Genomic DNA, 25,291 nt, shown 5'->3' with positions numbered 1-25,291 from the left:
CCACGGCCCGGCGAAGCACCCGGAACCGGCCGAACTCACAGGGACAATCGGCACATTCGGGTGCCGGTCAAGGAGATTCGTGGCGTTACGGTAAGCAGACCGTCACGTAGGGTATTGCAGCTCTGCCGGGCGTGGACCGTCCACCGGATCGCGGCGCACCAGGGTGGCCTGCCGGATCAGCCGGCGCGACGTGCTGAGCTTCGGCTCGCAGGTGACGAGGGTGAGCAGCGGCCCGGCGCCGGGCGCGGGCGGCGCGAGCACCTCGCTCTGCTCCGGCCGCACCACGCGCGCCTCGACGACCCGGTAGACGAGCCAGGTGTCGCGGGTCTCGACCACGACCGGCGCGCTGACCTCCAGCTCGCCGAGGTCCCAGAAGACGCCCGGGTAGCGGTGCCCGGCGATGCCCGCGTTGCCGGTCTCGCCGAACGCGGCGGTGCCGGGGATGTGGCCGGGGCCGAGCATGAGGTGCGCGTCGTCGGACCCTTCGACCACGAAGAGCTTCAACCGCAGCGTCGGTACGTGCAGCACCGCCACCGGACCGGCATCGCCGCGCGGCTCGCCCGCGAGCGCCATCGGGGCCGGCGGGCGCCGGCCGGCGGCTCCCGCGGCGGCGGCCACGGCCGCGTCGGACCGCCGGGCCGGTGAGGCCCACTCGGCGGCGAGCCGCTCCTGCGCGGCGTGGACGGCGCGGACCCGGCCCCACCAGCTCCAGGCCGTCACGCCACCGGCGACCACGCCGGAGGCGAGCAGCAGGACGGCCGCGAACAGGAGCAGGCGGGTCGTCCGGTCGCCACGCCTGCCGGTATCCACAAAAAGGACTATAGGCCGCGCAATTAGGGCAGAAAGCGCTTCGCTCGCCATTCGCACCCAAGGGTGCAACCTGCCCGCTCCCCGTATCCTGCTGAATGGAAGCGTGAGGATCTGGCTGTGGTTCTTGACGTGCGCCGCCGTGGCGTCCGCCGTGGCCGCCGCCGCGCACCCGGAAGGCTTCGGCGTGTTCTGGGTCGCGGTGCAGGCCGCCTGCTTCGGCGCCGCCGTGGCCGGGCTGCGCCGGCACCGGCCGGACCCCGCCGCCGTGTACTGGCTGCTGGTCGCCGGCGTCGGCACCTCCACCGTCACGACCGCCGTCATGACCGCGGCCCCCGCGCTGTCGCCGGAGGCCGAGGCGGGCTACCTGCTGTGCTACCCGCTGACCGGCGTCGCGCTGTGGCTGCTCGCCCGCCGCCTGCGGCCATGGTCCTCGACGCGGCTGCTCGACGCCGCCATCGCACTCATCGGCATGGCGCAGCCGGCGTGGGCGTTCGTGCTGTATCCGCTGCTGTCCCGGGCCGGCCTCGACCAGGCGTCCACCGCCGGCATCACCGGCCTCGCCGTCTGCGACCTGCTGGTCGTGTCGATGCTGCTGCGGGTCGCGTTCGCGGTCCGCCCCGGTGTCGCCTCCGGCCTGCTCATCGCCTCGACCGCGGCGATGCTCCTCACCGACGCCTGTTACGTCGTCATGTACGTGTGGGGCCGCGGCGGCGCGGTCGTCAGCTCCGTGACCTCCGTCGGATGGCTCACGTGGAGCTTCCTGCTCGCCGCGGCGTGCCTGCACCCCGGCATCCGCGACGTGGGCGGGAGCGCCCGCACCACCGACGAGAGCGCCACCCCGATCGGCGGCTTCATCGCCCTGGCGGTGCTCGGACCCGCCGTCCTCATCGCCGACATCGCCCTGCACCGCGGCGCCGGCTCGTGGTCGCACGCCCTCGTCCCGGCCGCGCTCACCGCGGTGCTCATGGTGCTGATGGTGCTGCGCCTCGGCCGGGCGCTGCGGGAGCGCACCTCCCTGCAGCGGGAGCTGGCGTTCCGCGCCCAGCACGACGTGCTGACCGGGCTGGCCAACCGGGAGGAGTTCCGCACCCGGCTCCAGGCCGGCATCGCCGCCGGGGCCGGCATCGGGCTGCTCATCGTCGACCTCGACGGCTTCAAGGACGTCAACGACACCCTCGGCCACCCAGCCGGCGACGAGCTGCTGCTGCAGGCGACCGCCCGGCTGCGCGCCCTCGCCGGCCCCGGCGACCTGCTCGCCCGGCTCGGCGGCGACGAGTTCGCGGTCGTCTCCCCCGACCTGGCCGGCCTCGACGACCTCGCCGCCCGGTGCGTCGCCGACCTCGCGTGCCCGTACCTCGTCGACGGCCGCGAGCTGCGTCTCACCGCCAGCGTCGGCGTCTACTCCGGCTCCCCCGCCAGCACCGGCGAGGCACTGCAGAACGCCGACCTGGCCCTCTACGCCGCGAAGGACGCCGGCCGCAACCGTGCCGAGCGCTACGACCCGAAGCTGCGCGCCGCCCACCTCGCGCATGCCGCCCTCGCCGACCAGCTCCGCGCCGCGGTCGACGGCACAGTCGCCGGCACAGGGGGCTTCGCCGTGCACTACCAACCTGTCGTCGACATCCACACCGGCCGGGTCGCCGCCGTCGAGGCCCTCCTGCGCTTCACCACCCCCGACGGCACGGCCGTCTCGCCGGCCCGGTTCGTGCCCGTCGCCGAGGAGACCGGGCTGATCGGCCGGCTCGGCGCCTGGGTCCTGGAGCGCGCCTGCACCGACGCCCGCGCCTGGCACGCCACGCACGGCATCTCCGTCACCGTCAACGTCTCCGGCCGCCAGCTGCGCGCCCCCTCCTTCGCCGACGACGTCCTCGCCACCCTCAAGCGCACCGGCCTGCCCGGCGCCGCCCTGGTCCTGGAGATCACCGAGACCGTCCTGGTCACCGCCACCGTCGAGGAGACCGAGGCCGTCAGCCGCCGCCTCGCCCGCCTCCGCGCCCACGGCATCCGCATCGCCATCGACGACTTCGGCACCGGCTACTCCTCCCTGGCCTACCTGCGCACCCTCCCCATCGACGTCCTGAAGATCGACCGCGCCTTCGTCTCCTGCGTCGCCGACCGCCAGGAGAAGGCCCTCTTCCGCGCCGTGGTCGAGCTGGCCCGCAGCCTGTACCTCCAGCCCGTCGCCGAGGGCGTCGAGACCGACGAGCAGGCCGCCGCGCTCCGCGAGCTCGACTGCGGCTACGCCCAGGGCTTCCTCTTCGCCCGCCCCATGCCCGCCCCCGCCCTCCAGACGCTGCTGACCACCCAGCTCACCCCGGCCCCCTGAGCTGTGGCGTCTACTGTGGACAGAAACTGGCCACGACCGTCGTGGCCGGCTTCGTGCTGAAGGCCGCACAGCCTTACCTGAATTCGCCGGCGGAGGCTCGGGCGCGTCGCAGGGCGGTCACACCCTGGAGTCGGGATCACGCCGGCCGGCGTCCAGGCGCCGGGGCCTTCGCGGCCCGGTTCGCGCGCTGCGGCGGCAGGGCCTGGTGGCCGCCGGGCCGGTGGCGGCACGGCTCGGCAATGCGAAGGGCCCAGGTCCGGCAGGAGTGCCGTGGCCTGGGCCTTTGGTGCTGTACGCCGCGTAGGACTTGAACCTACAACCCGCAGATTAAGAGTCTGCTGCTCTGCCAGTTGAGCTAGCGGCGCCTGGCTGAACGGAGGAAACTCTAGCACGCCCTTCGCGCGCCCCAAAAACGAGATACCCCCGTCCGGCCTGTGCGCTGCGTTACTCCTCGTCGTCCTCCCAGAAGAAGTCCGTCGGTGTAGGTTGCTCCGGCTCCTGTTCCAACAGGTCGGTGTCGGGGCCGATCAGGTCCTCGAGCTCGTCGTCCGGCTGCTCCCAGGTAACCGGCATCTCGGTCATGTCACTAACCCCCTGAGGTACTCCCGAAGGAAATCCAACGGCCCGCGAGCTACCCGGTCCGTGCAGTCCTAACCGCAACGGGCCAGGTCGAGGCCCGTAGGACGAGGGTGGTGGGCATGAGGAGCTCTTCGGGGGTCCAGTCACTGACGGTCATGGCGCGGCGGAGCATGCCGGCGGCGAGGACGCCCTGCTCGAAGACGCGCTGGCGGACGGTGGTGAGGTCGAGGAGGGCGCTCAGCTCGTGGTCGTCGAAGCCGATGACCGAGACGTGGCGGCCGGTGCGGCGCAGGGCCGAGAGGGCGCCGAAGGCCAGTTCGTCCGACTCGGCGAAGACGGCGGTGGGTGGGTCGGGGAGGGCGAGGAGGCGGCGCATGGCCTGTTCGCCGCCGTCGAGGCCATGCGGGACGGACATGACGAGCTCTTCGCAGAAGGGCAGGCCGGCGGCGGTGAGGGTGTCGAGGTAGGCGCGGCGGCGCTCGTGCGCGACGGGAAGGAACATCGCCTGGTCGGCGTAGGTGGAGATCATGCCGATGCGGCGGTGGCCGAGGCCGAGGAGGTGCTGGACGGCGGAGGAGGCGGCGGCGACGTCGTCGATACGGACGCAGCCGGCGCCGGGCACGTCGTGGCCGACGGCGACGATCGGGACGCCGAGGCTGCGCAGGTCGGCGATCTCGGGGTCGCTGAACTGCATGGCGACCACGAGGACGGCGTCGACGCGGCGGCGCAGCGGGAGCTGGCCGAAGAAGCGTTGCCTGGCCGCGGCGTCGCCCAGGTTGTACAGCAGCAGGTCGAGGTCGTGCTCGCGCAGCACGGACTCGGCGCCGGCGACGATCTGCCCGAAGAACCAGCGGGCGGCGTACGGGACGATCACCCCGACGGTGTGGGTGCGGCCGCTGGCGAGGCGGGAGGCGATCGGTGAGACGACGTACGACAGCGACGCCGCGGCGTGCAGCACGCGGTCGCGCGTCTCGTCGGAGACGTTGGGCAGCCCTCGGAGGGTGCGTGACACGGTGGCGGTGGAGACCCCGGCCAGCCGGGCCACGTCCTCCATGCTCACGGGCACGGGAACGTCGGCCACACGGGGAGGCTAGCAACACTGACGGCAAAGGCAATGTGTCCACCGTGTTGCTAACTCGTTATCGATCAATAGTCCCGAAGGGCTCGACAAACCGACCTTGCAAACGCTTACATCCGAGGGACACAGCACACCGGTACGTGGGCGGAGCTGTTCGCCCGGACCGGGTCTAGCCAAAGGAGGCTAACCATGGCTGTCCTTTCGAGGCGGCGTCGGGCGTTCGCGCTCGCCGGTGTGGCCGCGCTGGCACTCATCGCCGCCGCTTGCGGCGACGATGCCGGCGACACCGGCACATCCAACGCCGACAAGCCCGAGTGCGCGCCCTACGCGCAATACAAGGTCGACAAGAAGAAGACCGTCTCGATCTATGCGACGATCCGCGACGCCGAGGCCACCAAGCTGACGGATTCGTGGAAGCAGTTCGAAGAGTGCACCAACATCAAGATCGACTACGAGGGGTCCGGCGAGTTCGAGACCCAGATCAAGGTGCGCGCCGACGGAGGTCAGCCGCCGGACATCGCGGTCTTCCCGCAGCCGGGCCTGCTGGCCTCGTTCGCGACGAAGAACCAGCTCAAGGAGCTGCCCGCGCCGGTGAAGGCCAACCTCGACAAGAACTGGTCGAAGGACTGGGCCAAGTACGCCACCGTCAACGGCAAGGTCTACGGCGTGCCGCTGGGCGCGAACGTGAAGTCGCTGGTGTGGTACTCGCCGCAGCTGTTCAAGGAGAAGGGCTACAAGATCCCCACCACGTGGGATGAGATGATCAAGCTCTCCGACGACATCGCTGCGACCGGCATCAAGGCGTGGTGCGCGGGCATCGAGTCCGGTGACGCGACCGGCTGGCCGGCCACCGACTGGATCGAGGACATCGTCCTGCGCGACCAGGGTCCGGACGTGTACGACCAGTGGGTCAACCACACGATCCCGTTCAACGACCCGCGCATCGTCTCGGCCGCCGAGCGGACCGCGTCGATCCTGAAGAACCCCAAGTACGTGGGCAACCCGAAGACCATCGTGACCACCTCGTTCCAGGAGGGTGGCCTGCCGGTCAAGGACAAGAAGTGCGGTCTGCACCGCCAGGCCAACTTCTACTCCAACCAGTGGGCGAAGGGCACGAACGTGGCCGAGGACGGCGACGTCTTCGCCTTCTACTTCCCGGCCGTGGACCCCTCCAAGGGCAAGCCCGTCCTGGTCGCCGGCGAGTTCGTCTCCGCGTTCTCCGACCGCGACGAGGTCGTCAAGGTGCAGACCTACCTCGCCTCCGCCGAGTGGGCCAACAGCAAGGCCAAGCTCGGTGACTGGATCTCGGCCAACAAGAACCTGGACGTCAGCCTGGTCAAGGGCACGATCGACCAGCTGTCGGTGAAGATCCTGCAGGACCCGGCCACCGTGGCCCGGTTCGACGGCTCGGACCTGATGCCCGCCGCGGTCGGCTCGAAGTCCTTCTGGACCGGCATGACCGACTGGATCAACGGCACCAAGGACACCAAGGCGACGCTGGACTACATCGAAAGCACCTGGCCCAAGTAGTGAACTGAGGTCCGGCACCGGCGCTCGCAGGCGTAGGCGGAAGCCAGCGCAGCGGCGCCGGTGCCGGCCGGTCGGAGGACACCCCCATGGAATATGACTTCTCCGAAGACATCGCCAAGATCTGGCCGGCTCTGCTGTTCATCGGCGCCTTCATCGCCGTGGTCGGCGGACTGCTGTTCGTGCTCGACATCCTGCCCAGATGGGGGAAGGGCAAGGAACGGCTGCAGATGCTGGGCTTCCTCGGCCCGGCGCTCGTCCTGCTCGGTGTCGGGCTGCTCTACCCGCTGGTCCGCACGGTCACGCTGTCGTTCTACAACAACTCCCGCGGCTCGTTCGTGGGGCTGGACAACTACAGCTGGATCGTCACCAACGACGACACACTGATCATGCTGCGCAACACCCTGTTCTGGGTGGTGTGCGTGCCGCTGCTCGCGACCGCGTTCGGCCTGATCTACGCCGTGCTGGTCGACAAGGCCCGCGGCGAGGGCATCGCCAAGTCGCTCATCTTCATGCCGATGGCGATCTCGCTCGTCGGCGCCACGATCATCTGGAAGTTCATCTACGCGTTCCGCGAGGCGGACCAGGAGCAGATCGGCCTGCTGAACCAGATCCTCGTGTGGTTCGGCATGGAACCCCAGCAGTTCCTCACCAGCTCGCCGAGCAACACGTTCTACATGATCGTCATGATGATCTGGATCCAGGCGGGCTTCGCGATGGTCATCCTGTCCGCCGCGATCAAGGCGATCCCGGCCGAGATCGTCGAGGCGGCCAAGCTCGACGGCGCCAACCCGTGGCAGATGTTCTGGAAGGTCACGATGCCGAGCATCCGGCCGGCGGTCGTGGTGGTCACCATCACCATCACCATCGCCACGCTGAAGGTCTTCGACATCGTCCGGACGTCGACCAACGGCAACTTCAAGAGCAGCGTGCTCGCCTTCGAGATGTACAACCAGGCCTTCCGGCTCAGTGACGACCCCAGCGGTGAGGGGCGCGGTGCCGCGCTCGCCGTCGTGCTGTTCCTGCTCGTCGTGCCGGTCGTCGCCTACCAGGTCCGGCAGCTGCGGAAGCGAGCGGAGATCCGATGAGCGACGTTTCCCTCGACAAGAACGAGGACAAGAACAAAGCCACGAACCAGGCCGCGAACCTGAGGAAGGCCGAGGCCGGCCCGCTGTACAAGAGCGGGCACGGCGGCGAGGACACGATGGCCGCCCGGGTCCGCCGCAAGCTGACCTCCCGCGTGGCCAGCGCCGTGGCGATCGTGATCGCGATCGTCTGGACGATCCCGACGTTCGGGCTGTTCGTCTCGTCGCTGCGGCCCGAGGAGGACATCAAGACCACGGGCTGGTGGAAGTTCTTCAGCAACCCCAGCCTGACCCTGGAGAACTACAACGAGGTCGTCTTCGGCACCTCGGCGAGCTCCGGCCGGCTGGCCAGCTACTTCATCAACTCGCTGGTCATCACCGTGCCGGCCGTGGTGTTCTCGGTCAGCCTGGCGGCGATGGCCGCCTACGCACTGTCCTGGCTCAACTTCCGCGGCCGGGACTGGATCTTCGTCGGCGTGTTCACGCTGCAGATCGTGCCGCTGCAGATGGCGCTCATCCCGCTGCTGCAGCTGCTGGGCGACTACACCAAGTGGGGCGGCGGCTTCTTCGCCGTGTGGTTCGCGCACACCTGCTTCGGCCTGCCGCTCGGCGTGTTCCTGCTGCACAACTTCATGTCGGAGCTGCCGAAGGACCTGTTCGAGGCGGCCAGGGTCGACGGTGCCGGCCCGGCGATGACGTTCCGGCGCGTCGTGCTGCCGCTCATCACGCCGGCGCTCGCCTCCCTCACGATCTTCCAGTTCCTGTGGATCTGGAATGATCTACTGGTGGGTCTGGTGTTCACGTCCGGGCCGGACACCCGTCCGCTGACGGTGCGGCTCGCCGAGCTGGCCGGCACCCGGGGCAACGACTGGCAGCGGCTGACCTCCGGGGCGTTCGTCTCGATGGTCATCCCGATCATCGTGTTCCTGTCGCTGCAGAGATATTTCGTACGCGGCCTGCTGGCCGGAGGAGTCAAGGGGTGAGTTCGCTGGTCTGGTGGCGCGATGCCGTGATCTATCAGGTCTACCCACGCTCGTTCGCGGACGCGGACGGCGACGGTATGGGGGACCTCCGCGGCATCACGTCGCGCCTCGACCACCTCGCCGAGCTGGGTGTCGACGCGCTGTGGATGTCGCCGTTCTACCCCTCGCCGCAGCACGACGCGGGGTATGACGTCGCCGACTACCGCGACGTCGACCCCCGGTTCGGCACCCTGGCGGACTTCGACGCGCTGGTCGTCGCGGCGAAGGCCCGCAACCTGCGGGTCGTCGTCGACCTGGTGCCCAACCACACCTCCAGCGAGCACGTGTGGTTCAAGGAGGCCCTCGCCGCGGGCCCGGGAAGCCAGGCGAGGGAGCGGTACCACTTCCGCAAGGGCCTGGGCCCCGACGGCGAGCTGCCGCCCAACGGCTGGCAGAGCGTCTTCGGCGGCCCCGCCTGGACCCGCGTCCCCGACGGCGAGTGGTACCTGCACCTGTTCGACACCAGCCAGCCCGACCTCAACTGGGACCTGCCCGAGGTCCGGCAGATGTTCGTCGACGTGCTGCGGTTCTGGCTCGACCGGGGCGTCGACGGCTTCCGCGTCGACGTCGCGCACGGGCTGATCAAGGAGAGCGGCCTGCCCGACTGGACCGAGGCGCAGGTGCCGATCACCAGCCCGGGCGCCGAGCACCGCACCCCGCCGATGTGGGACCAGGACGGCGTCCACGACATCTACCGTGAGTGGCGGCGGGTCCTGGACTCCTACGACGGCGACCGGATCATGGTCGGCGAGGCATGGGTGTCGCCGGCGGAGCGGATGGCCCGCTACATCCGCCCCGACGAGATGCACCAGGCGTTCAACTTCAACTACCTGATGGCCCCGTGGACCGCCGCCGACCAGCGCGCCGCGATCACCGAGTCGATCGCGGGCGTCGCCCCCGTCGGCGCCGTGTGCACCTGGGTGCTGTCCAACCACGACGTGGTGCGGCACGCGTCCCGCCTCGGCTTCGAGCCGGGGTACAGCACGCAGGGCGGCATCGGCGTCGGCGACCCGCAGCCCGACGAGGCGCTCGGCCTGCGCCGGGCCCGCGCCGCCACGATGCTGATGCTGTCGCTGCCCGGCTCCGCCTACGTGTACCAGGGCGAGGAGCTCGGCCTGCCGGAGCACACGACGCTGCCCGACGACGAGCGGCAGGACCCGACCTGGTTCCGCTCCAGGCACGAGGTCCGGGGCCGCGACGGCTGCCGGGTGCCGGTGCCGTGGGAGGCGGACGCGCCGTCGTTCGGCTTCGGGCCGACCGCCGCGTCGTGGCTGCCGCAGCCCGCCGACTGGGGCCGCTTCGCCGCCGACGCCCAGCGCGGCGTGCCGGGCTGGACCCTGTCGCTCTACACCGAGGCGTTGCGGTTGCGTCGCTCGTACGAGCTGGGCCGCGGCGTCCTCGAGTGGAACACGGCCGACGACCTGGTCGACTTCCGCAACGGCGGGATCCGGGTGATCACGAACTTCGGACAGGTGCCCGCCCCGCTGCCGCCGGGTGAGGTCCTGCTCGCCAGCGGCGATCTGGCCGCGGACGGGAGTCTGCCACCCGACACGACGGCTTGGGTTCGAGCGTGACAGAACCGGTTACCTTGACGGGATGACCGCTCTGTTCGCGTACGTCGTCAGCTACCTCCACCCGTCGGTGCTTGAAGTCACCGGCGAGCTGGCGAAGAAGAAGCCGAAGGTGAAGACCAGCGGCGGCCTCATCGGCGCCTGCTGCTGCGGCGTCGTGGTGATCATCGCCATCGTGGTGATCGTGATCGTGATGCGCCGCCGCCGGTCGAGCTCCTGACGCGAGTTGGTTCACGTGGCGGGGTCCCCTGACCGATGAGGCAACCGATGGGACGGTTGTGATCCGCCGGGAAGGGAACCCTGCTGCCATGGCACGAGTGCTGCTCGTCGACGACGACGTGGACATCCGCGAGACCACCGCGATCCGGTTGCAGATCGGGGGTCACCACGTGATCACCGCCGCCACCCCGCAGGAGGCGCTCGACGTCGCGGCGGACCAGCCGCACTTCGACGTTGCCGTGCTCGACCTGCACCTGCCGCGGGTCGACGGCGACGAGCTGCTCGACCTGTTCCGCGGCCACCAGGCGACCGCGGACCTGCCCGTGGTGTTCTACAGCGCCAACGCGCCGCACGCCACGTCGGTGCACGGACTGTCCCTGGCCGACACGAAGCTCACCCACGGCCGTCCCCTCCACAGCCTCCTGGCCACCATCAACGGCCTCTCGCACTGAGCAACCGCACGGCAACCCGCGGCGAACCGGTGCCGCACCGGCCGCTCCCGAACCTTGGTGAAGCAAGCACGTCACCAGTTCGGGAGGGTCCTGCCAGATGCGAAGCACCCTGCGCGCCACCTTCGTCGCCGCTGCCGCAGTCGCCGGTGTCGTGGCCGCCGGCACGCCGGCGCTGGCCGCCCCGGCCGAGGGGCAGATCCGCGACGCCGGCAAGCCGGGGGCGATCCGCGACCGGTACATCGTCGTCCTCAAGGACACGGTCGCGGCGAGCGACACGGCCAGCAGTGCCAGCCGGCTCGCCGACCGCTTCGGCGGGCAGGTCAAGCGCTCCTTCGGCAGCACGCTGAAGGGGTTCTCGGCGCAGCTGACGGAGCGCGGCGCCAAGCGGCTCGCCGCCAACCCGCTCGTCGAGTACGTGCAGCAGGACCGCACCGTCTCGCTGGAAGGCAGCCAGGCCGGCGCGCCGTGGGGGCTGGACCGCATCGACCAGGCGAACCGCCCGCTCGACGGCACCTACACCTACCAGGGCAGCGCCGCCGACGTCACCGCGTACGTGCTGGACACCGGCGTCCGCCTGACGCACGGCGAGTTCGGTGGCCGGGCCCGCTCCGGCTACGACTTCGTCGACAACGACACCGACGCGAGCGACTGCCACGGCCACGGCACCCACGTCGCGGGCACGGTCGGCGGCAGCACCTACGGCGTCGCGAAGGCCGTGAACATCGTCAGCGTCCGGGTCCTGGACTGCAACGGCTCCGGCAGCTACTCCGGGATCATCGCCGGGATCGACTGGGTGACCGCCAACGCGCAGAAGCCCGCGGTCGTCAACATGAGCCTCGGCGGCTCCACCAGCCCCGCGCTCGACCAGGCGGTGCGCAACTCGATCGCCTCCGGCGTCACGTACGTGCTCGCCGCCGGCAACGAGAACGTCGACGCCTGCGGTGTCTCCCCCGCCCGCACCGGCGAGGCGATCACGGTCGGCGCGACCGACTCGAGCGACAACCGGGCCTCGTTCTCCAACTACGGCGCCTGTGTCGACCTGTTCGCGCCCGGCGTCGCGATCACCTCGGCCAGCAACAGCGGCGACGCCGGCTCCGCGATCATGAGTGGCACCTCGATGGCGTCGCCGCACGTGACCGGCGCCGCGGCGCTGTACCTGTCGGCGTTCCCGTCGGCGACCCCGGCGCAGGTGCAGAGCGCGCTGCTGGCCTCGTCGGTGGCGAACGTCGTCGGCAACCCGGGCACCGGCTCGCCGAACCGGCTGCTGCAGGCGCCGGCCGTGGCCGGTCCGGCCCCCGTCACCCAGCAGCCCGTGACCCAGCCCCCGGTCGCGGTGGTCGCCGCGCCCGCCCCGGTCGCGCCGTGCAACGTGCGGACCAACGCGGCCGACGTGACGATCCGCGACCGCGGGACCGTCACCACCGCCGTCGTGGTCAGCGGCTGCGCCGGCAAGGCGTCGGCGAAGGCCCGCGTCGAGGTGCACGTCGTGCACGCCAAGCGCGGCGACCTGGTGGTCGAGCTGATCGCGCCGAACGGCTCGGTCAAGCGCCTCAAGGCCGCGAACTCGAAGGACAAGGCGAAGAACCTCGACGCCGCCTACACCGTGAACCTGTCGAGCCGCCTGAAGAACGGCACCTGGAAGCTGCGGGTGCGCGACTCGTACAAGGGCAACACCGGCTACCTGAACAGCTGGACCCTCACCGTCTGAACCAGCACGGGCTCGGCCGCACCGGTGTCGCCAAGGATGGCGGGCCGGTGCGGCCGTATGTTCACCCGGTTCAGGCCACCGTCGCGCGGCGCTCGACCGTCTCGACCAGGCGCTGCGCGACCGTGGCGAGCGGCAGCCCGAGCCGGCTCGCGGTGCCGTGCAGCACCTCCAGGGCCGCCTCCGAAGAGCAGGCCCGCTGCACCATCATGATCCCGATGGCCCGGTTGACGGTCTCGCCGTCGGCCAGGGCCTCGGTCAGCTCGGCGTGCAGGTCGGCCTGCCGGCTCCGGTCGAGGACCGCGGCGAGCAGGAGGCCGGCGTGCTCGGCGATGAGCATCGCCGTCAGCCCCGCGTCGGGGGTGAAGCGGCCGGGCTGGGCCGCGTACACCGTCAAGGCCCCGATGACCTGCTCGTCGATGTCGACAGGGACGGTCAGCACACCGTGCACGCCGGCCGAGAGCGCGTGCTCGCGCCACCCCGGCCAGCGATCGTCCGACGACAGGTCGGCGCTGACGATGAGGTCACGGGTGCGGATCGCCTCCATCGACGGGCCGGTGCCGCTGTGGTACTGGCTGTCGTGGAGCTCGGCAGGCAGCTCCGGCGACGCCGCGGCGGTCGACGGCCCCCCTGCCCGCACCAGCGTGACCGCGCACCACGACGCCCCGTCCACCAGGTCGGCAGCGGTCTCGACGAGGTCCTCCAGGGCCTCGTCGAGGTCGTCGCTGGCGATCAGGCGCGCGGTGAGCTGGCGCAGGACGGCGGCGATCTCCACCGTGTGGAGCTCCGTCACAATTCCCCCTTCAGACACGCCGCCTCCTACCCGGCGCGTCGAGATCTCAACCGTCCAGCAGCGCCCGGCGTAATCCTTCCAGGGTCCGAGACAGCAACCGCGACACGTGCATCTGCGAGATGCCGAGGTCGGCGGCGATCTGCGCCTGGGTACGGTTGCCGTAGAAGCGCAGCGACAGGATCCGCCGCTCCCGCTCCGGCAGGCGGGCGATCAGCGGCTTCACCGCCTGGCGGAACTCGACGCCGTCGATGTCGTGGTCGTCGTCGCCGAGCACGTCGGCGAGCGTGCCCGCGTCGTCGTCCCCGCCGAGCGGCGCGAACAGCGACACCGGCCGGTATGCCGAAGAGGCCACCAGGGCCTCCAGGATCTGGTCCTCGGCGACACCGAGGTGGTCGGCGACGTCCCGCGGCGTGGGCGAGCGCCCCAGCCGCTGCCCGAGCGTGTCCCGCACCCGGTTGATCTCGATCCGCAGCTCCTGGAGCCGCCGGGGCACGTGCACCCCCCAGCCCTTGTCGCGGAAGTACCGCTTCAGCTCCCCGACGATCGTCGGCGTCGCGTAGCCGCCGAAGTCGGTGCCGTAGTCGGGGTCGAAGCCGTCGATCGCCTTCATCAGCCCGAGCGCGGCGACCTGGCTGAGGTCGGCGGGCGACTCACCCATCCCGTGGAACCGGCGGGCCAGCCGGTCGGCGAGCGGCAGGCTGTGCTCGATGGCCCGCTGCCGCAGCGCGCCGCGCCTGGCGTCCTTGACGTCCATCGTGGCCGCCTGGCGCAGCAGCTCATTGACGGTCGTCCACTGGCTCTGCGGCTCTTCCTCGTCGTGTACTGGTGGTGGGGCGCCGACCGGTGGGTCGTCGTACGCACGCAGGCGTTTCGCCGCCCCGATGATCTCCAGGACGTCCAGCACCAGGTCCGACGCGCCGGGGGTCCGCAGGCCGCCGCCGCGCTCCTGGGCCTCCAGCTGCGCGCGCAGCAGCGTGTCGGCGGCGGCGCAGTCCAGCAGCCGCAGCCGCGAGAGATCGACGGTCAGGTGCACCCGTCCGGCGTCGAGCCGCTGGTTGAGCTGGATTCGCAGGTCGAGGCTCGCCGCGTGGTCGAGCACTCCCGAGGGGCGCAGGATCTCCTCGTCTCCTTCGCGCCAGGATTCCAGTGAAAGTGCCGATTCAAATCGGTCTTCATATATGGGCATTGTCTCCATGGTGGAGACTCCCCCCTATCCCATCGCGTTGCGCAGCAAGCGATTCGCGGTTGAGCGTGCGGTCGTGGAACCGGGCGGAATTGCTTTCCCGGTCACTGTACGCACGGGGGAATTGCCAATGAATATGTGAAAGGGTGAGGTCGTGGGTGACCTTTCCTGCGCGCGCGAGGTCGCCTTTGTCTTTGTGGCCGCGGGATTTACGCCCGCAGCGACGCCCAGACGACCTTGCCGTCGGGGACGGGGGTGCAACCCCAGCGCTGGGTGAGCGCCTCGACCACGAGCAGCCCGCGGCCCCCCTCGGCGAGGGTGTCGTCGGACGAGCCGCGGACGGGCAGGGCGTGGCTGCCGTCGCGCACCGACAGGTGCAGCTGGTGGCGGCGCAGGCTGACGCGGACCTCCAGCTCGGTGCCCGCGTGCCGCACCCCGTTGCTGACCAGCTCGGTGATGATGAGCTCGGCGAGGTCGGCGAGCCGGGCCACCCCCCACAGCCGGCAGGCCCGGTCCACCAGGTGCCGCGCCGCGGCGGTCGCGTCGAGCATCGGCTGGAGCCGGACGCGCATCATGGGCGGCTCGCCGCCGGGCGCCCCGGCGCAGCCGTGCGCGATCGCCGCGTCGGTGGTCGCGAAGAGGGGGATCTGCCGCGCGACCGCCATCCGGTCCAGCGCGTGCCGCAGCGGCGCGGGGGCGGCCGCCATGCTGACCGCGCTGCCGGGCCAGGCCGCGGCGTGCTGGGCGAGGGCGGGGAGCACGGTCAGCGCCACGTCCTCATGGGTCCGCAGCTCAGCGACGTCGAGCACGATGAGCGCGGGCTCCGTGGCGAGGCACTCCAGGACGGTGGTGCGCAGCACCGGCGCGGTGTTCACGCCCAGGCTCCCGGCGACGTGCACCACGGTCGCATCGCCGCGGACCTCGACGGTTGCCGCAAGACTCGCCCTCATGGGGTGACGCTCTACCCGCCCCCGGTGGGTTAAACCCCACTGGCGGCGGATAGAGCGTCCTCGCATCGTTCCGGCGAACTGGTTGTATCAGGGAGTTGCCCTTCAGACCGGCGTGGGAACCTTCACGGCGCCCCACGCCATCGCGCAGATGTCGGCGACGTCCGTGTCGGCGACCGGGGTGAAGTCGGTGTAGTACAGGCCGAGAGCGTGGAACTCCCGGGGGGAGTGGATGTCGATGACCGCGTCGACGTCACCGGCGAGCAGGTCGACCGACTCCGCGGCGCACACCGGCGCCGCGAACACGATGTGCGCCGGCTTCTGGGTCTGCAGCGCCCGGACCGCCGCACGTGCGGTGACCCCGGTCGCGAGCCCGTCGTCGACGAGGATGACCACGCGTCCGGTCACCTCCGCCGCGGGCCGCGAGCCGCGGTAGCGCTCCTGCCGGCGCCGCAGCTCCACCCGCTCCCGCTGTACCGCGGGCGCGAGGTCGCTGACGGTCAGGCCGGCGCACGCGAGCGCGCCGCGGTCGAACACCGGTGGCCCGTTCTCGGCGATCGCGCCCACCCCGTGGTCCGACTGCCACGGCAGCCCGATCTTCCGGGCGACCATGAGGTCGAAGTCGGCGTGGACGGTCTCCGCCACCGCGTACCCGACGGGGACTCCGCCCCGGGGGAGCGCGAGCACCAGCGGGGCCTGCGTCATGTCGAGCTGCCGCAGATGCGCGGCGACGGCGGTGCCGAGCAAGCGACCCGCGGCCGTCCGGTCCGCGAACCGCTCGGCCTCAGGCGGCCACATGGTCGTAGGCTTCCACTCGGGCGACCCGGAGGCCGGCCAACATGATCCGCATCAAGCGGACACCTCCTTCGATCGGCGCGGTGGGGCCGTCGCCACGCTGGGCCGTGTCCCCTGCTGGCCGCTCTGCCGCGGCCTACCTCGCCCGGTCCGAAGACTACGCCCGTTGAGCTGGGGAAACGTCCGCTTGGCATACTTCCTCAGGGGTGAAACCGGCATTCCAGAAATTCCTGTTGTCTCCCGTTTCTGAAGTGACGCCGTCCCACCCGGCCGGGCATGATGACCCGGTGGACACGCCAGCGCAGCGGGACGCGGCCATCGCCGTGTTCGACATCGACGGAGTGGTCGCCGACGTCCGGCACCGCCTCCGCCACCTCGACAGGCGCCCGAAGGACTGGGCCCGCTTCTTCGCCGCCGCCGACCGCGACCCGGTCCTCCCCGAGGGCGTCGCGCTGGCCCTGCGGCACGCCGCCGATCACGTCCTCGTCTGGCTCACCGGCCGCCCCGAGCACCTGCGCCCGGTGACCGACGCCTGGCTCCGCCAAGCCGGCCTCCCCGCCGACCTGCTCTTCATGCGCCCCGCCCGCGACCGCCGCCCCGCGAAGGACTTCAAGGCCGCCCAGCTGTCCCTCCTGGCCCGCGAGTCCCAGATCGCCGTCGTCGTGGACGACGACCCCGAGGTCATCGCCAAACTCCGCACCCTCGGCCACCCCGTCCACCTCGCCGACTGGGTCCCCCACTCCTCCACCCTGCAGGCCGCCCAGGAACAGGACGGCAAGACCTGACCTTCCGGCTCGCGCAAGGCTCTCGGCTCGCGCCAGGCTGAGGACGTTGCCGGAAGCAGTGGCTGGCGTCGGTGTTGGTCGCGGTCCAGGCGCCAAAGCTCCGCGGCGTGGACACCAGGTGGCGGCGCCGCGGGGCGTAGACCGTGGCGGCCGGGGCTGGATCGGAGGCCGTGACCGGGCTCCCACCGGTCACGGAAAGAGCCGAGGCTAGGCAGCGACTGCGGGAAACACCACGAGCGATCCGTCGCCGCTTCGTTCGATCTCGATCGCGACGTCGGCCTGGTGGGTTCCCACCTTGAGGCCATCGCCCAGGCCGCGAAGGCGATATGCGGCTTTGAGCAGGTCGTCGACCTCGCCCGGCGTGAACATGATGCTCCGGAAACCGCCGTAACGCTTCAACTCGAGCGTCGACAGCCGAAGCAGGACCGAGTCGATGCCTGACTCCAACTCGTCGACTCGGCGCTCGTCGTCCTGCAATGTCCCGATGAAACTCTTGAACGGATTGTCCGCGCCCACCAGCTGAGCGTGTTCAACTGCTTGCAGCACGAGCACCCGGCGTTTGAGAGCGATGACGAGCCGGGCAAGCTCCAGGTGCGCGCGGAATTCGCCGCCCTCCTCGTCGACACCGGGGAACGATTTCGTCAACGCACCGATCTCGACCGGGCCACCGGGCAGCGCGGCTAGGGCATCCTGCCATTTCATGAGCCGGCGCCTGGTTCGTTCGATCGCTGTGCTGATCGCGTACGACGCGGAATCCAGTCCTAACGACAGGCCGATCCTGCCCTGGTCGAGCAGAACCGACGTCGCCTTGTCGATCGCGTCACGACAACCGTCCAACTCGCTGCGTTCCCTCTCGAGGTTGTCCTCGTGCAGCTGCTCCAGGAGGTCGGTGATCCGCTCGATCGCCTGCCGGCGTTGGTGATCAGCGTAGGCGCTGACGCCGACCGCGACGGCCATCAGCACGAGCGGCGCGGCCACGGTCAACGCTCCGGCGCCGGCCGCGGCCACACCAGCCGTGGTGGCCGAGCCGGTCGCGGCACCTGCAACAGCGGCCTTGCCGGCAACGGGGACGAACGTGGGTTGGGCCACGATGCCGGTGGAGTGGTCACGTCTCGCCCCTCCCCGAGCCGACGTCCACCCTAGGTGGCGGTGACGACCCCGACAACAAAACTGGGGCCGCGGGACCGCCCCGGGGGTTGGGATGGTCCGGGGCGGTCCTGCGGGTGGGGGAAGGTCAGGCCTGTGCCGCGAGCGTGATCGAGCCGAGCAGCGCGGCGTCCTGGGCGAAGTCGGACAGGACCACCTCGGGTGGGTACGGCAGCGCGTGGGAGAGCCTGTCGGTCAGCAGCTCGCGCACCAGGTCGTCGCGGGCGACGCCGCCGACGAGCACGAGGCGCTGCGGGTCGAGCAGCAGGCAGCACGTGACGACGTGGCGGGCCAGCTCGTCGACGCGGGAGACCAGCGCGTCGCGGACCACGCCGGGCCGGGACGCGGCCGCGCAGAGGCCGGCCGCGCCGTCGGGCAGGGCGAGCCGGTCCGCCAGCTCGTCGAGGGCCCGGCCGGAGAAGTCGGTCTCGAGCAGCGGCTCGGGCGACGCGGGCCAGTCCGGGCCGGTGACGGCGTACGCGATCTCGCCGGCCGCGCCACGGTATCCGGGCACGACGGCGCCGTTGACCGTGATGGCCGTGGCGACGCCCGTGCCCAGGCCGATGACGAGGCCGGGGTCGGCGTCCCGCAGCGCTCCCCGGTGCAGTTCGGCGAGGGCCGCGGCGTTGAGGTCGTTGGCGACGCTGACGCGGGTGACGCCCAGGTGGTCGCGGACGGCCTCGGCCAGGCGCAGGCGCTCCCAGCCGGGCACGTTCGGCGCGAGGTCGATGCCGTCCTCGCGGATCACGCCGGGCGAGGCGATCCCGACCGCGTGCAGGGTGCCGCCGGTGTCGGTGACGAGCTTCTGTGCCAGGTCGAGGGCGCGGTCGAGGGCCTGCCGCGCGCCGCGGGCGGCCAGCGTCGGCAGGCGCTCCGAGACGAGCAGGCGTCCGTCGGCGTCGCCGATCCCGATCGCCATCTTCGTGCCGCCGAAGTCGATGCCCAACAGCCGCCGGTCGGCGGGGGCTTCGAGGTTCACTGTGCGGCCCTTTCCGCGACCACGGCCGCGAGCTTCGTGTCGGCCTCGCGCAGCCGGTGCCGCAGCGCGTCGACCTCGGCGAGCGTCGCGTCCAGGTGGGATCGGAGCCGGGCGACCTGGGCCCGGACGGCGGCCTCGCCCGGGCCGTCGGACTGGGCGCGGCGCAGCACCAGCTCCGGCAGCAGGGCCGCGGCGCGGAGGTCCTGCACGGCGGCGTCGCCGAGCGGGTCGATCCCGGCGACGTCGCGCGCCGCCTCACGTATGCCGTCGTCGGTCCAGGTCGCGGGAGGTCCGGAGCGGACCAGGCGGCCGATGACCGAGTGGGCGGCGCGGAACGGCAGGCCGTGCCGGGTCAGCGCGTCGGCCGCGGCGGTCGTGGTCGCGCCGGTCGCGACGATCGTCTCGGCGTTCGGCGGCCGCAGCGGCTCCAGCCGCTCGAACAGGCCGCCGAGCAGGGCGAAGAACCGGTACGCGCGGTCGTTGCTCTCCCACAGCCGCACCTGCACGTCGGTGGTGGCGTTGTTGGAGTCCTCCCACCACGCCGCGCCGACGTTGTTGAACACGGACGCGGCGTCGGCGGCCGTCGCGCCGGCCATCGAGACCAGGTGCTCCAGCACGACCGGGTTGCGCTTCTGCGGCATGATGCTGCTGCCCTGCGTGAACTCCTCGGGGGTGCGCACCCATTCCCAGGTCAGCCAGTCCATGAGCGTGCGGGCCACGCGCGCCCCGGTGGCGGTCGCCTGCGCGTTGAGCGCGCCCGTCCGCATGAGGTGGTCGGCGCCGGCGACCGCCTCGTACGAGTTGACCACCACTTCGTCGAAGCCGAGCAGCTCGGCCACGCGGTGGGGGTCGATCGCCAGGTCCGTGCCCGCGAAGGCGCAGGAGCCGAGCGGCGACCGGTTCATCTCGGCGAGCAGGCTCGCGTAGGCGGCGGCCTGGCCCGTGAGGGCCTCGGCGTATCCGGCGAGCACGTGCCCGATGGTGGTCGGCTGCGCGGGGCGGCGGTGGGTGTATCCGACCACGACCACGTCGGCGTACCGGTCGGCGCGGTCCAGCAGCACGGCGCCCGCGTCGCCGAGCGCGGCGATCACACCGAGCAGCTGGTCGCGCAGGACCATCCGGAACACGCCCGAGTCCAGGTCGTTGCGGCTGCGGGCGAGCTGGACGCTGAGCTGCCCGGTCGGGATGCCGCAGGCCTCGGCGAGCCGCTTCTCCAGCGTGAAGTACGTGTCCTCGACCGAGCCGTCGTACTCGAACGTCCCGGGCCGGTCGTCGCGGAGCTTGACCAGCCCGCGCAGCATCTGCGCCGCCGCGTCGGCGGGGACGAGGCCCTGCTCGGCGAGCATCACCACGTGCGCCTCGCTGGCCTTCACCATCGGCCCGTAGAGGTAGGCGGCGTGGTGGTCGAAGACGACGCGGAGGTGGTGCTGCTGGTAGGTGGTCAACGGCTGGTGCGTCATGCGTTCCCCTCGTGTCGTTGTGGTGCCGGATCGGCGCCGGGCGGGCCGGGCAGCGGCGCTGCGACCCAGGCCCGCGCGACTTCTCCGAGCCGGGCGGCGGCCGTCTCGCGCACCCGCCGGCCGGCCGCCTCGGTGGCCAGCGAGACGTGGCCGGACCAGCCCTGCCACGGCTCGGGTCGCGACTCGACCAGGACGTACGGAAAGGCGGTCGGCAGCTTCGGCCGGGGCGGCAGGTCGGGCGCGGCCCCCGGGTGCACCGCCTCTGGGTCGAAGCCGAGCACGGCGGACGTCTCGTAGGCGCCGCCGTGTCCGCGCGAGGGCAGCTCGCCGAACAGCTCGGTCGTCTCGCGGGCGTCGACGAGCTGGAACCAGTTGACCAGCAGCAGGCTCGCCCGCTGCCGGCCGGACACCCATTCCATCGCCGCCCGGGCCGTGGACATGTTGGCGTCGTGCCCGTTGACCACGAGCACCCGCGGGAAGCCCGCGGCGACGATGCCGTCGAGCACGTCGCACAGGTATCCGACGGCGACCTCGGGCCGCACGGCGATGGTGCCGGGCCACGGCCGTGTCTGTCCCGGGCACGCCGCGTACGGCACGGCCGGGAACGACACGGCCCGCAGCCCGGCGCCGGCGACCTCGCTCGCGAACCCGTCGGCCAGGATCAGGTCGGTGCCGAGCGGCAGGTGCGGTCCGTGCCATTCGACGGCGCCGACGGGCAGGACCGCGAAGTCGGCCGCCGCGGCGACGCGCGCCAGTTCGTGCCCGGGCAGGCGGCTCACCGGGAGGAGCCCGCCGTCCGCCTGCCAGGCCTCGATCAGTTCGTCCATTGTTCCGCCTGTCGTGCCGCGGCCCGGCCGCCGCCGTTCTCCAGCCGGCTGGAGAACCACATCACCACGAAGATCAGCACCACCTGCAGCATGCCGTACGCGGCGGCCGTGCCGATCTCGAAGGAGTACATGCGGTTGTTGATGGCCACCGAGATAGGGACGGTCGAGGAGGTGTAGATGAGCACCGATGCGACGAACTCGCCCACACCGTGCACGAACGCCAGCAGCGCGCCGACGATGACCCCCGGCAGCATGAGCCGCACCGTGATGTTGAGGAAGGCCCGGAACCACGACGCGCCGAGGTTGCGCGCGGCCTCCTCCAGCGACGGGTCGATCAGCGCCAGGGACGCGGAGCTGGCCCGGAACACCAGCGGCAGGAACCGCACGAAGTACGCCAGCGGCAGGATCCAGAAGGTGCCGATCAGCGCCTGCCCGAAGCTGAACGAGTTGCCGGTGCTGAACGCCGAGATCAGGTTGATCGCCACGACTGTGCCGGGCAGCGCCCATGCGATCATGACGCCGATGTCGAGCAGGCTCCTGCCGACGAAGCGCAGCCGGCGCACCGCGTAGGCGATCAGCACGCCGATCACGATGCACCCGGCGGTGGCGAGCAGGCTCATCTGCAGCGAGTTCAGGATCGGCTGGAACGCCTTCGGCTCGGACACGATCGTGACGAAGTTGTCGACGGAATACGCGGACGGGATGATCTCCGTCGTCCACGACCCGTCCTCGGAGAACGCCACCAGCGCGATCGTCGCGACCGGGGCCAGCAGCACGATCGCCGCCAGCACGGAGGCGACCGGCGCGAGCCAGCGCCCGACCGGGTTGGAGATCTCCCGGCGCCGCGCGGAGATGCCCTTCGACTGCGACAGGTAGCTGCGCCGCCCCTCGTACCAGCGCATCAGCAGCAGGAAGGCGATCGACACCAGGCCCAGCGCCGACGCGTACGTCGAGGCCATCGGCAGGTCGCCGTTGGTGCGGTTGATGTAGATCTGCATCGTCATGGTCTGGTCGACGCCGAACAGCAGCGGCGCCGTGTAGGACGCCAGCGACGTCATGAAGACCAGCAGCGACGCGGAGACCATCGCGGGGGTCAGCATCGGCAGCAGCACCGTGCGCCAGACCCGGACGCGTCCGGCGCCCAGGTTGTACGCGGCCTCCTCGATTGACGGGTCCAGTCCCGCCAGCGCGGCCGACGCGGCCAGGTAGAAGAAGGGGTACATGGTGAAGGTGTGCACGACGAGCACCCCGGCGATGCCGTCGAACGCGAGCACCGGCGACTCGGTCCCGAACAGGCGCTGCAGGCCGCGGGGCAGGATGCCGATCTCGCTGTACAGCAGCTGGAACGAGATCGCCCCGATCAGCGGCGGCAGTGCGGCCGGCACCAGGATGAACGCCTCGATGAGGCGGCGACCGGGGAACGAGAACCGCTTGAGCAGGAACGCCATCGCGACACCGACGACGCCGCACAGCACCACGCTGGCCACCGAGATGGCCAGCGACGTGATCAGGGAGGTGCGCGCGACGCCGGCCGAGGTGAAGAACTGCGTGTAGTTGCTGACGCCGTCCTCGCTGACGCTCTCCACGAACGTGGCGAGCATCGGCTGCACCACGTAGCCCCAGAGGATCAGGACGAGCGGGGCCACCATCAGGTACGGGAACCAGGCCGCGTTCGCGCCACCGGCCAGCCGCCGGGCCAGCGCGACCCGGCGGGACGGGACGGCGGACGACGCCGCGGTCACGGCCGGACCACCCACAGCCGCTCGGCGGTGAGCCGCAGGCCGATCCGGTCGCCGACGTCGACGCGGCCGGGCACGTCGACCGCCGCGACGGTCACCTCGCCACCCTCGGCGCCGATGTCGACCGTCAGGTGCGTGGCCATGCCGGTGAACTCGAGGGCGGTCACGCGTCCGCGGATCACGCCGGGGTCGTCGGGGCCGGCCAGCGCGATGTGCTCGGGCCGGGCGGAGACCAGCGCGGTGTCGCCGGTGCGCAGCCCGTGCCCTTCCGGCGCGCCGGAAGCGATGGTGCCGGCGCCGGGCAGCGCGACCTCGACCGTGGTGGTGTCGGCGGCGGTGACCGGCAGCGACAGCACGTTGCTGCGGCCGATGAAGCGCGCGACGAACGCGGTGGCCGGCTGGTGGTACACCTCGCGCGGCGAGCCGATCTGCTGCACGCGGCCGGCCTGCATCACGGCGATGCGGTCCGACATGGCCATCGCCTCGGCCTGGTCGTGGGTCACGTAGATGGACGTGGTGCCGGCGTCGCGCTGGATGCGCCGGATCTCGGTGCGGGTCTCCTCGCGCAGCTTCGCGTCCAGGTTGGACAGTGGCTCGTCGAGCAGGAGCATGCGCGGGCGGATCACCAGCGCGCGGGCCAGCGCGACGCGCTGCTGCTGACCGCCGGAGAGCTGCTCGATCCGGCGCGACCCGTATCCGTCGAGGTGGACCTGGGCCAGCGCCTCGTTCACCCGCCGGCTCGACTCGGCCCGCGACACCTTGCGCACCTTGAGCCCGTAGGCGACGTTCTGCGCCACGGTCATGTGCGGGAAGAGCGCGTAGTTCTGGAACACCATGCCGGTGTCGCGCTTGTTGGGGGCGAGCCGGGTGACGTCCTGCCCGCCGAAGCGGATGTGCCCCTGGGTGGGGAAGTAGAACCCGGCCACCATCCGCAGCGTGGTCGTCTTGCCGCACCCGCTCGGTCCCAGGAGCGTGAAGAACTCCCCCGCACCGATGGTGAGGTTCACGTCGTCGACCGCGGCGGCCTCGCCCGACCGGGAGAAGCGTTTGCTCACCGACTCCAACTCGACGTCGATCATCTTTCCCTCTCTGCGCTGCCATCGATGCCTGGACGGTCAGCAGACTTGAAGCGTCCGGGGCCGGGTCGCCGCGCGGCGACCCGGCCAGGGGGCGGTCAGCCCTTGTTCTTGATCTCGGCGTTCCAGTGGTTGATCCACTGGGTCTCGTTCTTGGCGATGACGTCCCAGTCGACGTCCATCGGCTTGAGGTTGAGGTCCGCCAGCCACTGCGGCTTCTCGGAGATCGGCACGGCGGGGATCTGGAAGAAGTCCTTGGCCAGCTTGGCCCGCAGCTCGCCGTCGAACAGGAACTCGATGAAGGTCTTGGCGCCCTCGGTGTTGCCGCCCTTGATCGCGGCCACGCCGTCGACGAGCACCGGCGCGCCGGACGCCGGCATCACGTAGCCGAACGGCATCTTCGACTGCTCGGACTGCAGCAGGATGTCCTGCAGGTTCCAGGCGCTGAGCACACCCTGCTCGCGGGACATCTTGACGTACAGGTCCGTCGGGTTGGCGGCGTAGTCGCCGGTGTTGGCGTCGAGCTTGCGCAGCCAGTCGTAGCCGGGCTGCGGGTTGCTGCCGTCCTTCGACAGGCGCTGGATCATCGAGGCGTAGATGGACCGCATGGTGCCCGACGCGGCCACGTCGCGGATGATGACCTTCTTCTTCCACTTCGGGTCGAGCAGGTCGTCCCAGTCCTTCGGCGCCTGGTCGGCCGGGATCGCCTTGTTGTTGTACATGATGACCTCGGGCAGCAGGATCTCGCCGAACCAGCGGCCCTGCGCGTCCTTGTACCGGGCGTCCATCTGCCCCGCGAAGGAAGGCTGCCACGCCTCGAGCAGGCCGTCGCCGGCACCGGCCGACAGGCCCTGCTGCGTGCCGCCCCACCAGACCGAGCCCTGCGGGTTGGCCTTCTCGGCGCGGGTCCGCTCGAGCACCTCCTGGGCGCCCATGTTGAGCACCTCGACCTTGCCCTTGTACTCGGGGTGCTTGGCGACGAACTGCTCGACGACGAAGTCGGTGACCTTCTTGTCGCGCGCGCTGTAGACGACGATCTTCTCGGCCGGCTTCCCGGAGGCGCCCGCCGAGGCGGAATCCTTGTTCTCACTCCCGCAGCCGGTCAGACCGGCCACTAACGTGCTGACCGCGAGGGTGAGGGCAACGCGACGTCTCATGACTTCCTCCGCATGCAGAAAGGGGGGGTG

At 71.1% G+C, this 25,291-nt stretch carries 23 protein-coding genes and 1 tRNA gene; 9 read left to right on the top strand and 15 right to left on the bottom strand.

The genetic code is table 11. The features are described 5' to 3' along the window. Positions 1 to 102 precede the first annotated feature (102 nt). On the bottom strand, positions 103 to 810 hold the full coding sequence (locus ACQEVZ_RS33400; RefSeq protein ID WP_360573179.1) for a sortase: 708 nt from the start codon (positions 808 to 810) through the stop codon (positions 103 to 105). A 103-nt stretch (positions 811 to 913) separates the two neighbouring features. On the opposite strand from ACQEVZ_RS33400, the gene ACQEVZ_RS33395 reads away from it, so the two are divergent. After that, entirely contained in the window at positions 914 to 3,136 is a 2,223-nt protein-coding gene (locus ACQEVZ_RS33395) for a putative bifunctional diguanylate cyclase/phosphodiesterase (protein ID WP_433373852.1), read from the top strand. A gap of 292 nt (positions 3,137 to 3,428) precedes the next feature. Here ACQEVZ_RS33395 and ACQEVZ_RS33390 read toward each other — a convergent pair. From ACQEVZ_RS33390 to ACQEVZ_RS33380, 3 genes are all read right to left on the bottom strand, one after another. Then, positions 3,429 to 3,501: transfer RNA gene (locus ACQEVZ_RS33390), tRNA-Lys, on the bottom strand. 79 nt (positions 3,502 to 3,580) lie between these two features. Then, a complete protein-coding gene (locus ACQEVZ_RS33385) occupies positions 3,581 to 3,718 on the bottom strand; it encodes a hypothetical protein (RefSeq protein WP_344512435.1) in 138 nt (45 codons plus the stop codon). A 49-nt stretch (positions 3,719 to 3,767) separates the two neighbouring features. Next, positions 3,768 to 4,796 carry a LacI family DNA-binding transcriptional regulator gene (locus ACQEVZ_RS33380; protein ID WP_433373848.1) on the bottom strand — a complete coding sequence of 343 codons (1,029 nt, stop codon included), beginning with the start codon at positions 4,794 to 4,796 and terminating at the stop codon, positions 3,768 to 3,770. Positions 4,797 to 4,982: 186 nt separating this feature from the next. On the opposite strand from ACQEVZ_RS33380, the gene ACQEVZ_RS33375 reads away from it, so the two are divergent. From ACQEVZ_RS33375 to ACQEVZ_RS33345, 7 genes are all read left to right on the top strand, one after another. Then, positions 4,983 to 6,323 carry an ABC transporter substrate-binding protein gene (locus ACQEVZ_RS33375; protein WP_433373845.1) on the top strand — a complete coding sequence of 447 codons (1,341 nt, stop codon included), beginning with the start codon at positions 4,983 to 4,985 and terminating at the stop codon, positions 6,321 to 6,323. Between the two features lie 86 nt (positions 6,324 to 6,409). After that, positions 6,410 to 7,408, top strand: coding sequence for a carbohydrate ABC transporter permease (locus ACQEVZ_RS33370; RefSeq protein ID WP_344512431.1), 999 nt, complete (start codon positions 6,410 to 6,412; stop codon positions 7,406 to 7,408). A gap of 116 nt (positions 7,409 to 7,524) precedes the next feature. Further along, positions 7,525 to 8,388, top strand: coding sequence for a carbohydrate ABC transporter permease (locus ACQEVZ_RS33365; protein ID WP_344512447.1), 864 nt, complete (start codon positions 7,525 to 7,527; stop codon positions 8,386 to 8,388). Next, positions 8,385 to 10,001 (top strand): glycoside hydrolase family 13 protein, encoded by a 1,617-nt coding sequence (locus ACQEVZ_RS33360; RefSeq protein ID WP_433373841.1) that lies wholly within the window; start codon positions 8,385 to 8,387, stop codon positions 9,999 to 10,001. The genes ACQEVZ_RS33365 and ACQEVZ_RS33360 overlap by 4 nt, the downstream gene beginning before the upstream one ends. 22 nt (positions 10,002 to 10,023) lie before the next feature. Further along, positions 10,024 to 10,218, top strand: a complete 195-nt coding sequence (locus ACQEVZ_RS33355; protein WP_433373838.1) for a hypothetical protein — start codon at positions 10,024 to 10,026, stop codon at positions 10,216 to 10,218. An 88-nt stretch (positions 10,219 to 10,306) separates the two neighbouring features. Next, positions 10,307 to 10,669 carry a response regulator gene (locus tag ACQEVZ_RS33350; protein WP_433373835.1) on the top strand — a complete coding sequence of 121 codons (363 nt, stop codon included), beginning with the start codon at positions 10,307 to 10,309 and terminating at the stop codon, positions 10,667 to 10,669. 97 nt (positions 10,670 to 10,766) lie between these two features. Continuing rightward, positions 10,767 to 12,377 (top strand): S8 family serine peptidase, encoded by a 1,611-nt coding sequence (locus ACQEVZ_RS33345; RefSeq protein ID WP_433373832.1) that lies wholly within the window; start codon positions 10,767 to 10,769, stop codon positions 12,375 to 12,377. A gap of 70 nt (positions 12,378 to 12,447) precedes the next feature. Here the strand turns inward: ACQEVZ_RS33345 and ACQEVZ_RS33340 are convergent, their stop codons facing one another. From ACQEVZ_RS33340 to ACQEVZ_RS33325, 4 genes are all read right to left on the bottom strand, one after another. Next, positions 12,448 to 13,167 carry a GAF and ANTAR domain-containing protein gene (locus tag ACQEVZ_RS33340; protein WP_433373829.1) on the bottom strand — a complete coding sequence of 240 codons (720 nt, stop codon included), beginning with the start codon at positions 13,165 to 13,167 and terminating at the stop codon, positions 12,448 to 12,450. Positions 13,168 to 13,213: 46 nt separating this feature from the next. Further along, the gene (locus tag ACQEVZ_RS33335; protein ID WP_433373826.1) at positions 13,214 to 14,353 is read right to left on the bottom strand and encodes a SigB/SigF/SigG family RNA polymerase sigma factor; all 1,140 of its coding nucleotides are present in this window, start codon (positions 14,351 to 14,353) and stop codon (positions 13,214 to 13,216) included. Positions 14,354 to 14,559: 206 nt separating this feature from the next. Continuing rightward, positions 14,560 to 15,300 carry an ATP-binding protein gene (locus tag ACQEVZ_RS33330; RefSeq protein WP_344512417.1) on the bottom strand — a complete coding sequence of 247 codons (741 nt, stop codon included), beginning with the start codon at positions 15,298 to 15,300 and terminating at the stop codon, positions 14,560 to 14,562. A 102-nt stretch (positions 15,301 to 15,402) separates the two neighbouring features. Continuing rightward, complete coding sequence (locus tag ACQEVZ_RS33325) at positions 15,403 to 16,095, bottom strand: phosphoribosyltransferase (RefSeq protein WP_433373823.1); 693 nt, start codon at positions 16,093 to 16,095, stop codon at positions 15,403 to 15,405. A gap of 284 nt (positions 16,096 to 16,379) precedes the next feature. Between ACQEVZ_RS33325 and ACQEVZ_RS33320 the strand changes: the two genes are divergently transcribed. Continuing rightward, positions 16,380 to 16,877: a hypothetical protein gene (locus ACQEVZ_RS33320; RefSeq protein ID WP_433373820.1), complete on the top strand. Its 498-nt coding sequence runs from the start codon at positions 16,380 to 16,382 to the stop codon at positions 16,875 to 16,877. A gap of 207 nt (positions 16,878 to 17,084) precedes the next feature. Here the strand turns inward: ACQEVZ_RS33320 and ACQEVZ_RS33315 are convergent, their stop codons facing one another. From ACQEVZ_RS33315 to ACQEVZ_RS33285, 7 genes are all read right to left on the bottom strand, one after another. Continuing rightward, the gene (locus tag ACQEVZ_RS33315) at positions 17,085 to 17,966 is read right to left on the bottom strand and encodes a hypothetical protein (RefSeq protein ID WP_433373817.1); all 882 of its coding nucleotides are present in this window, start codon (positions 17,964 to 17,966) and stop codon (positions 17,085 to 17,087) included. A gap of 145 nt (positions 17,967 to 18,111) precedes the next feature. Next, complete coding sequence (locus tag ACQEVZ_RS33310) at positions 18,112 to 19,002, bottom strand: ROK family protein (protein WP_354905281.1); 891 nt, start codon at positions 19,000 to 19,002, stop codon at positions 18,112 to 18,114. Continuing rightward, complete coding sequence (locus ACQEVZ_RS33305) at positions 18,999 to 20,462, bottom strand: argininosuccinate lyase (protein ID WP_344512407.1); 1,464 nt, start codon at positions 20,460 to 20,462, stop codon at positions 18,999 to 19,001. Before ACQEVZ_RS33305 ends, ACQEVZ_RS33310 begins: the two co-directional genes overlap by 4 nt. Next, positions 20,459 to 21,289 carry a creatininase family protein gene (locus ACQEVZ_RS33300; RefSeq protein ID WP_433373813.1) on the bottom strand — a complete coding sequence of 277 codons (831 nt, stop codon included), beginning with the start codon at positions 21,287 to 21,289 and terminating at the stop codon, positions 20,459 to 20,461. Before ACQEVZ_RS33300 ends, ACQEVZ_RS33305 begins: the two co-directional genes overlap by 4 nt. Next, positions 21,277 to 23,031, bottom strand: coding sequence for an ABC transporter permease (locus ACQEVZ_RS33295; RefSeq protein ID WP_433373810.1), 1,755 nt, complete (start codon positions 23,029 to 23,031; stop codon positions 21,277 to 21,279). The genes ACQEVZ_RS33300 and ACQEVZ_RS33295 overlap by 13 nt, the downstream gene beginning before the upstream one ends. Beyond that, the gene (locus ACQEVZ_RS33290) at positions 23,028 to 24,107 is read right to left on the bottom strand and encodes an ABC transporter ATP-binding protein (protein WP_433373807.1); all 1,080 of its coding nucleotides are present in this window, start codon (positions 24,105 to 24,107) and stop codon (positions 23,028 to 23,030) included. Before ACQEVZ_RS33290 ends, ACQEVZ_RS33295 begins: the two co-directional genes overlap by 4 nt. 95 nt (positions 24,108 to 24,202) lie before the next feature. Continuing rightward, positions 24,203 to 25,261, bottom strand: a complete 1,059-nt coding sequence (locus ACQEVZ_RS33285) for an extracellular solute-binding protein (protein ID WP_344512398.1) — start codon at positions 25,259 to 25,261, stop codon at positions 24,203 to 24,205. Positions 25,262 to 25,291: the final 30 nt, after the last annotated feature.

Source organism: Dactylosporangium sp. CA-152071 (assembly GCF_050936335.1).
Classification (GTDB): domain Bacteria; phylum Actinomycetota; class Actinomycetes; order Mycobacteriales; family Micromonosporaceae; genus Dactylosporangium; species Dactylosporangium maewongense.
This window is presented reverse-complemented; position numbering and strand designations above follow the sequence as displayed.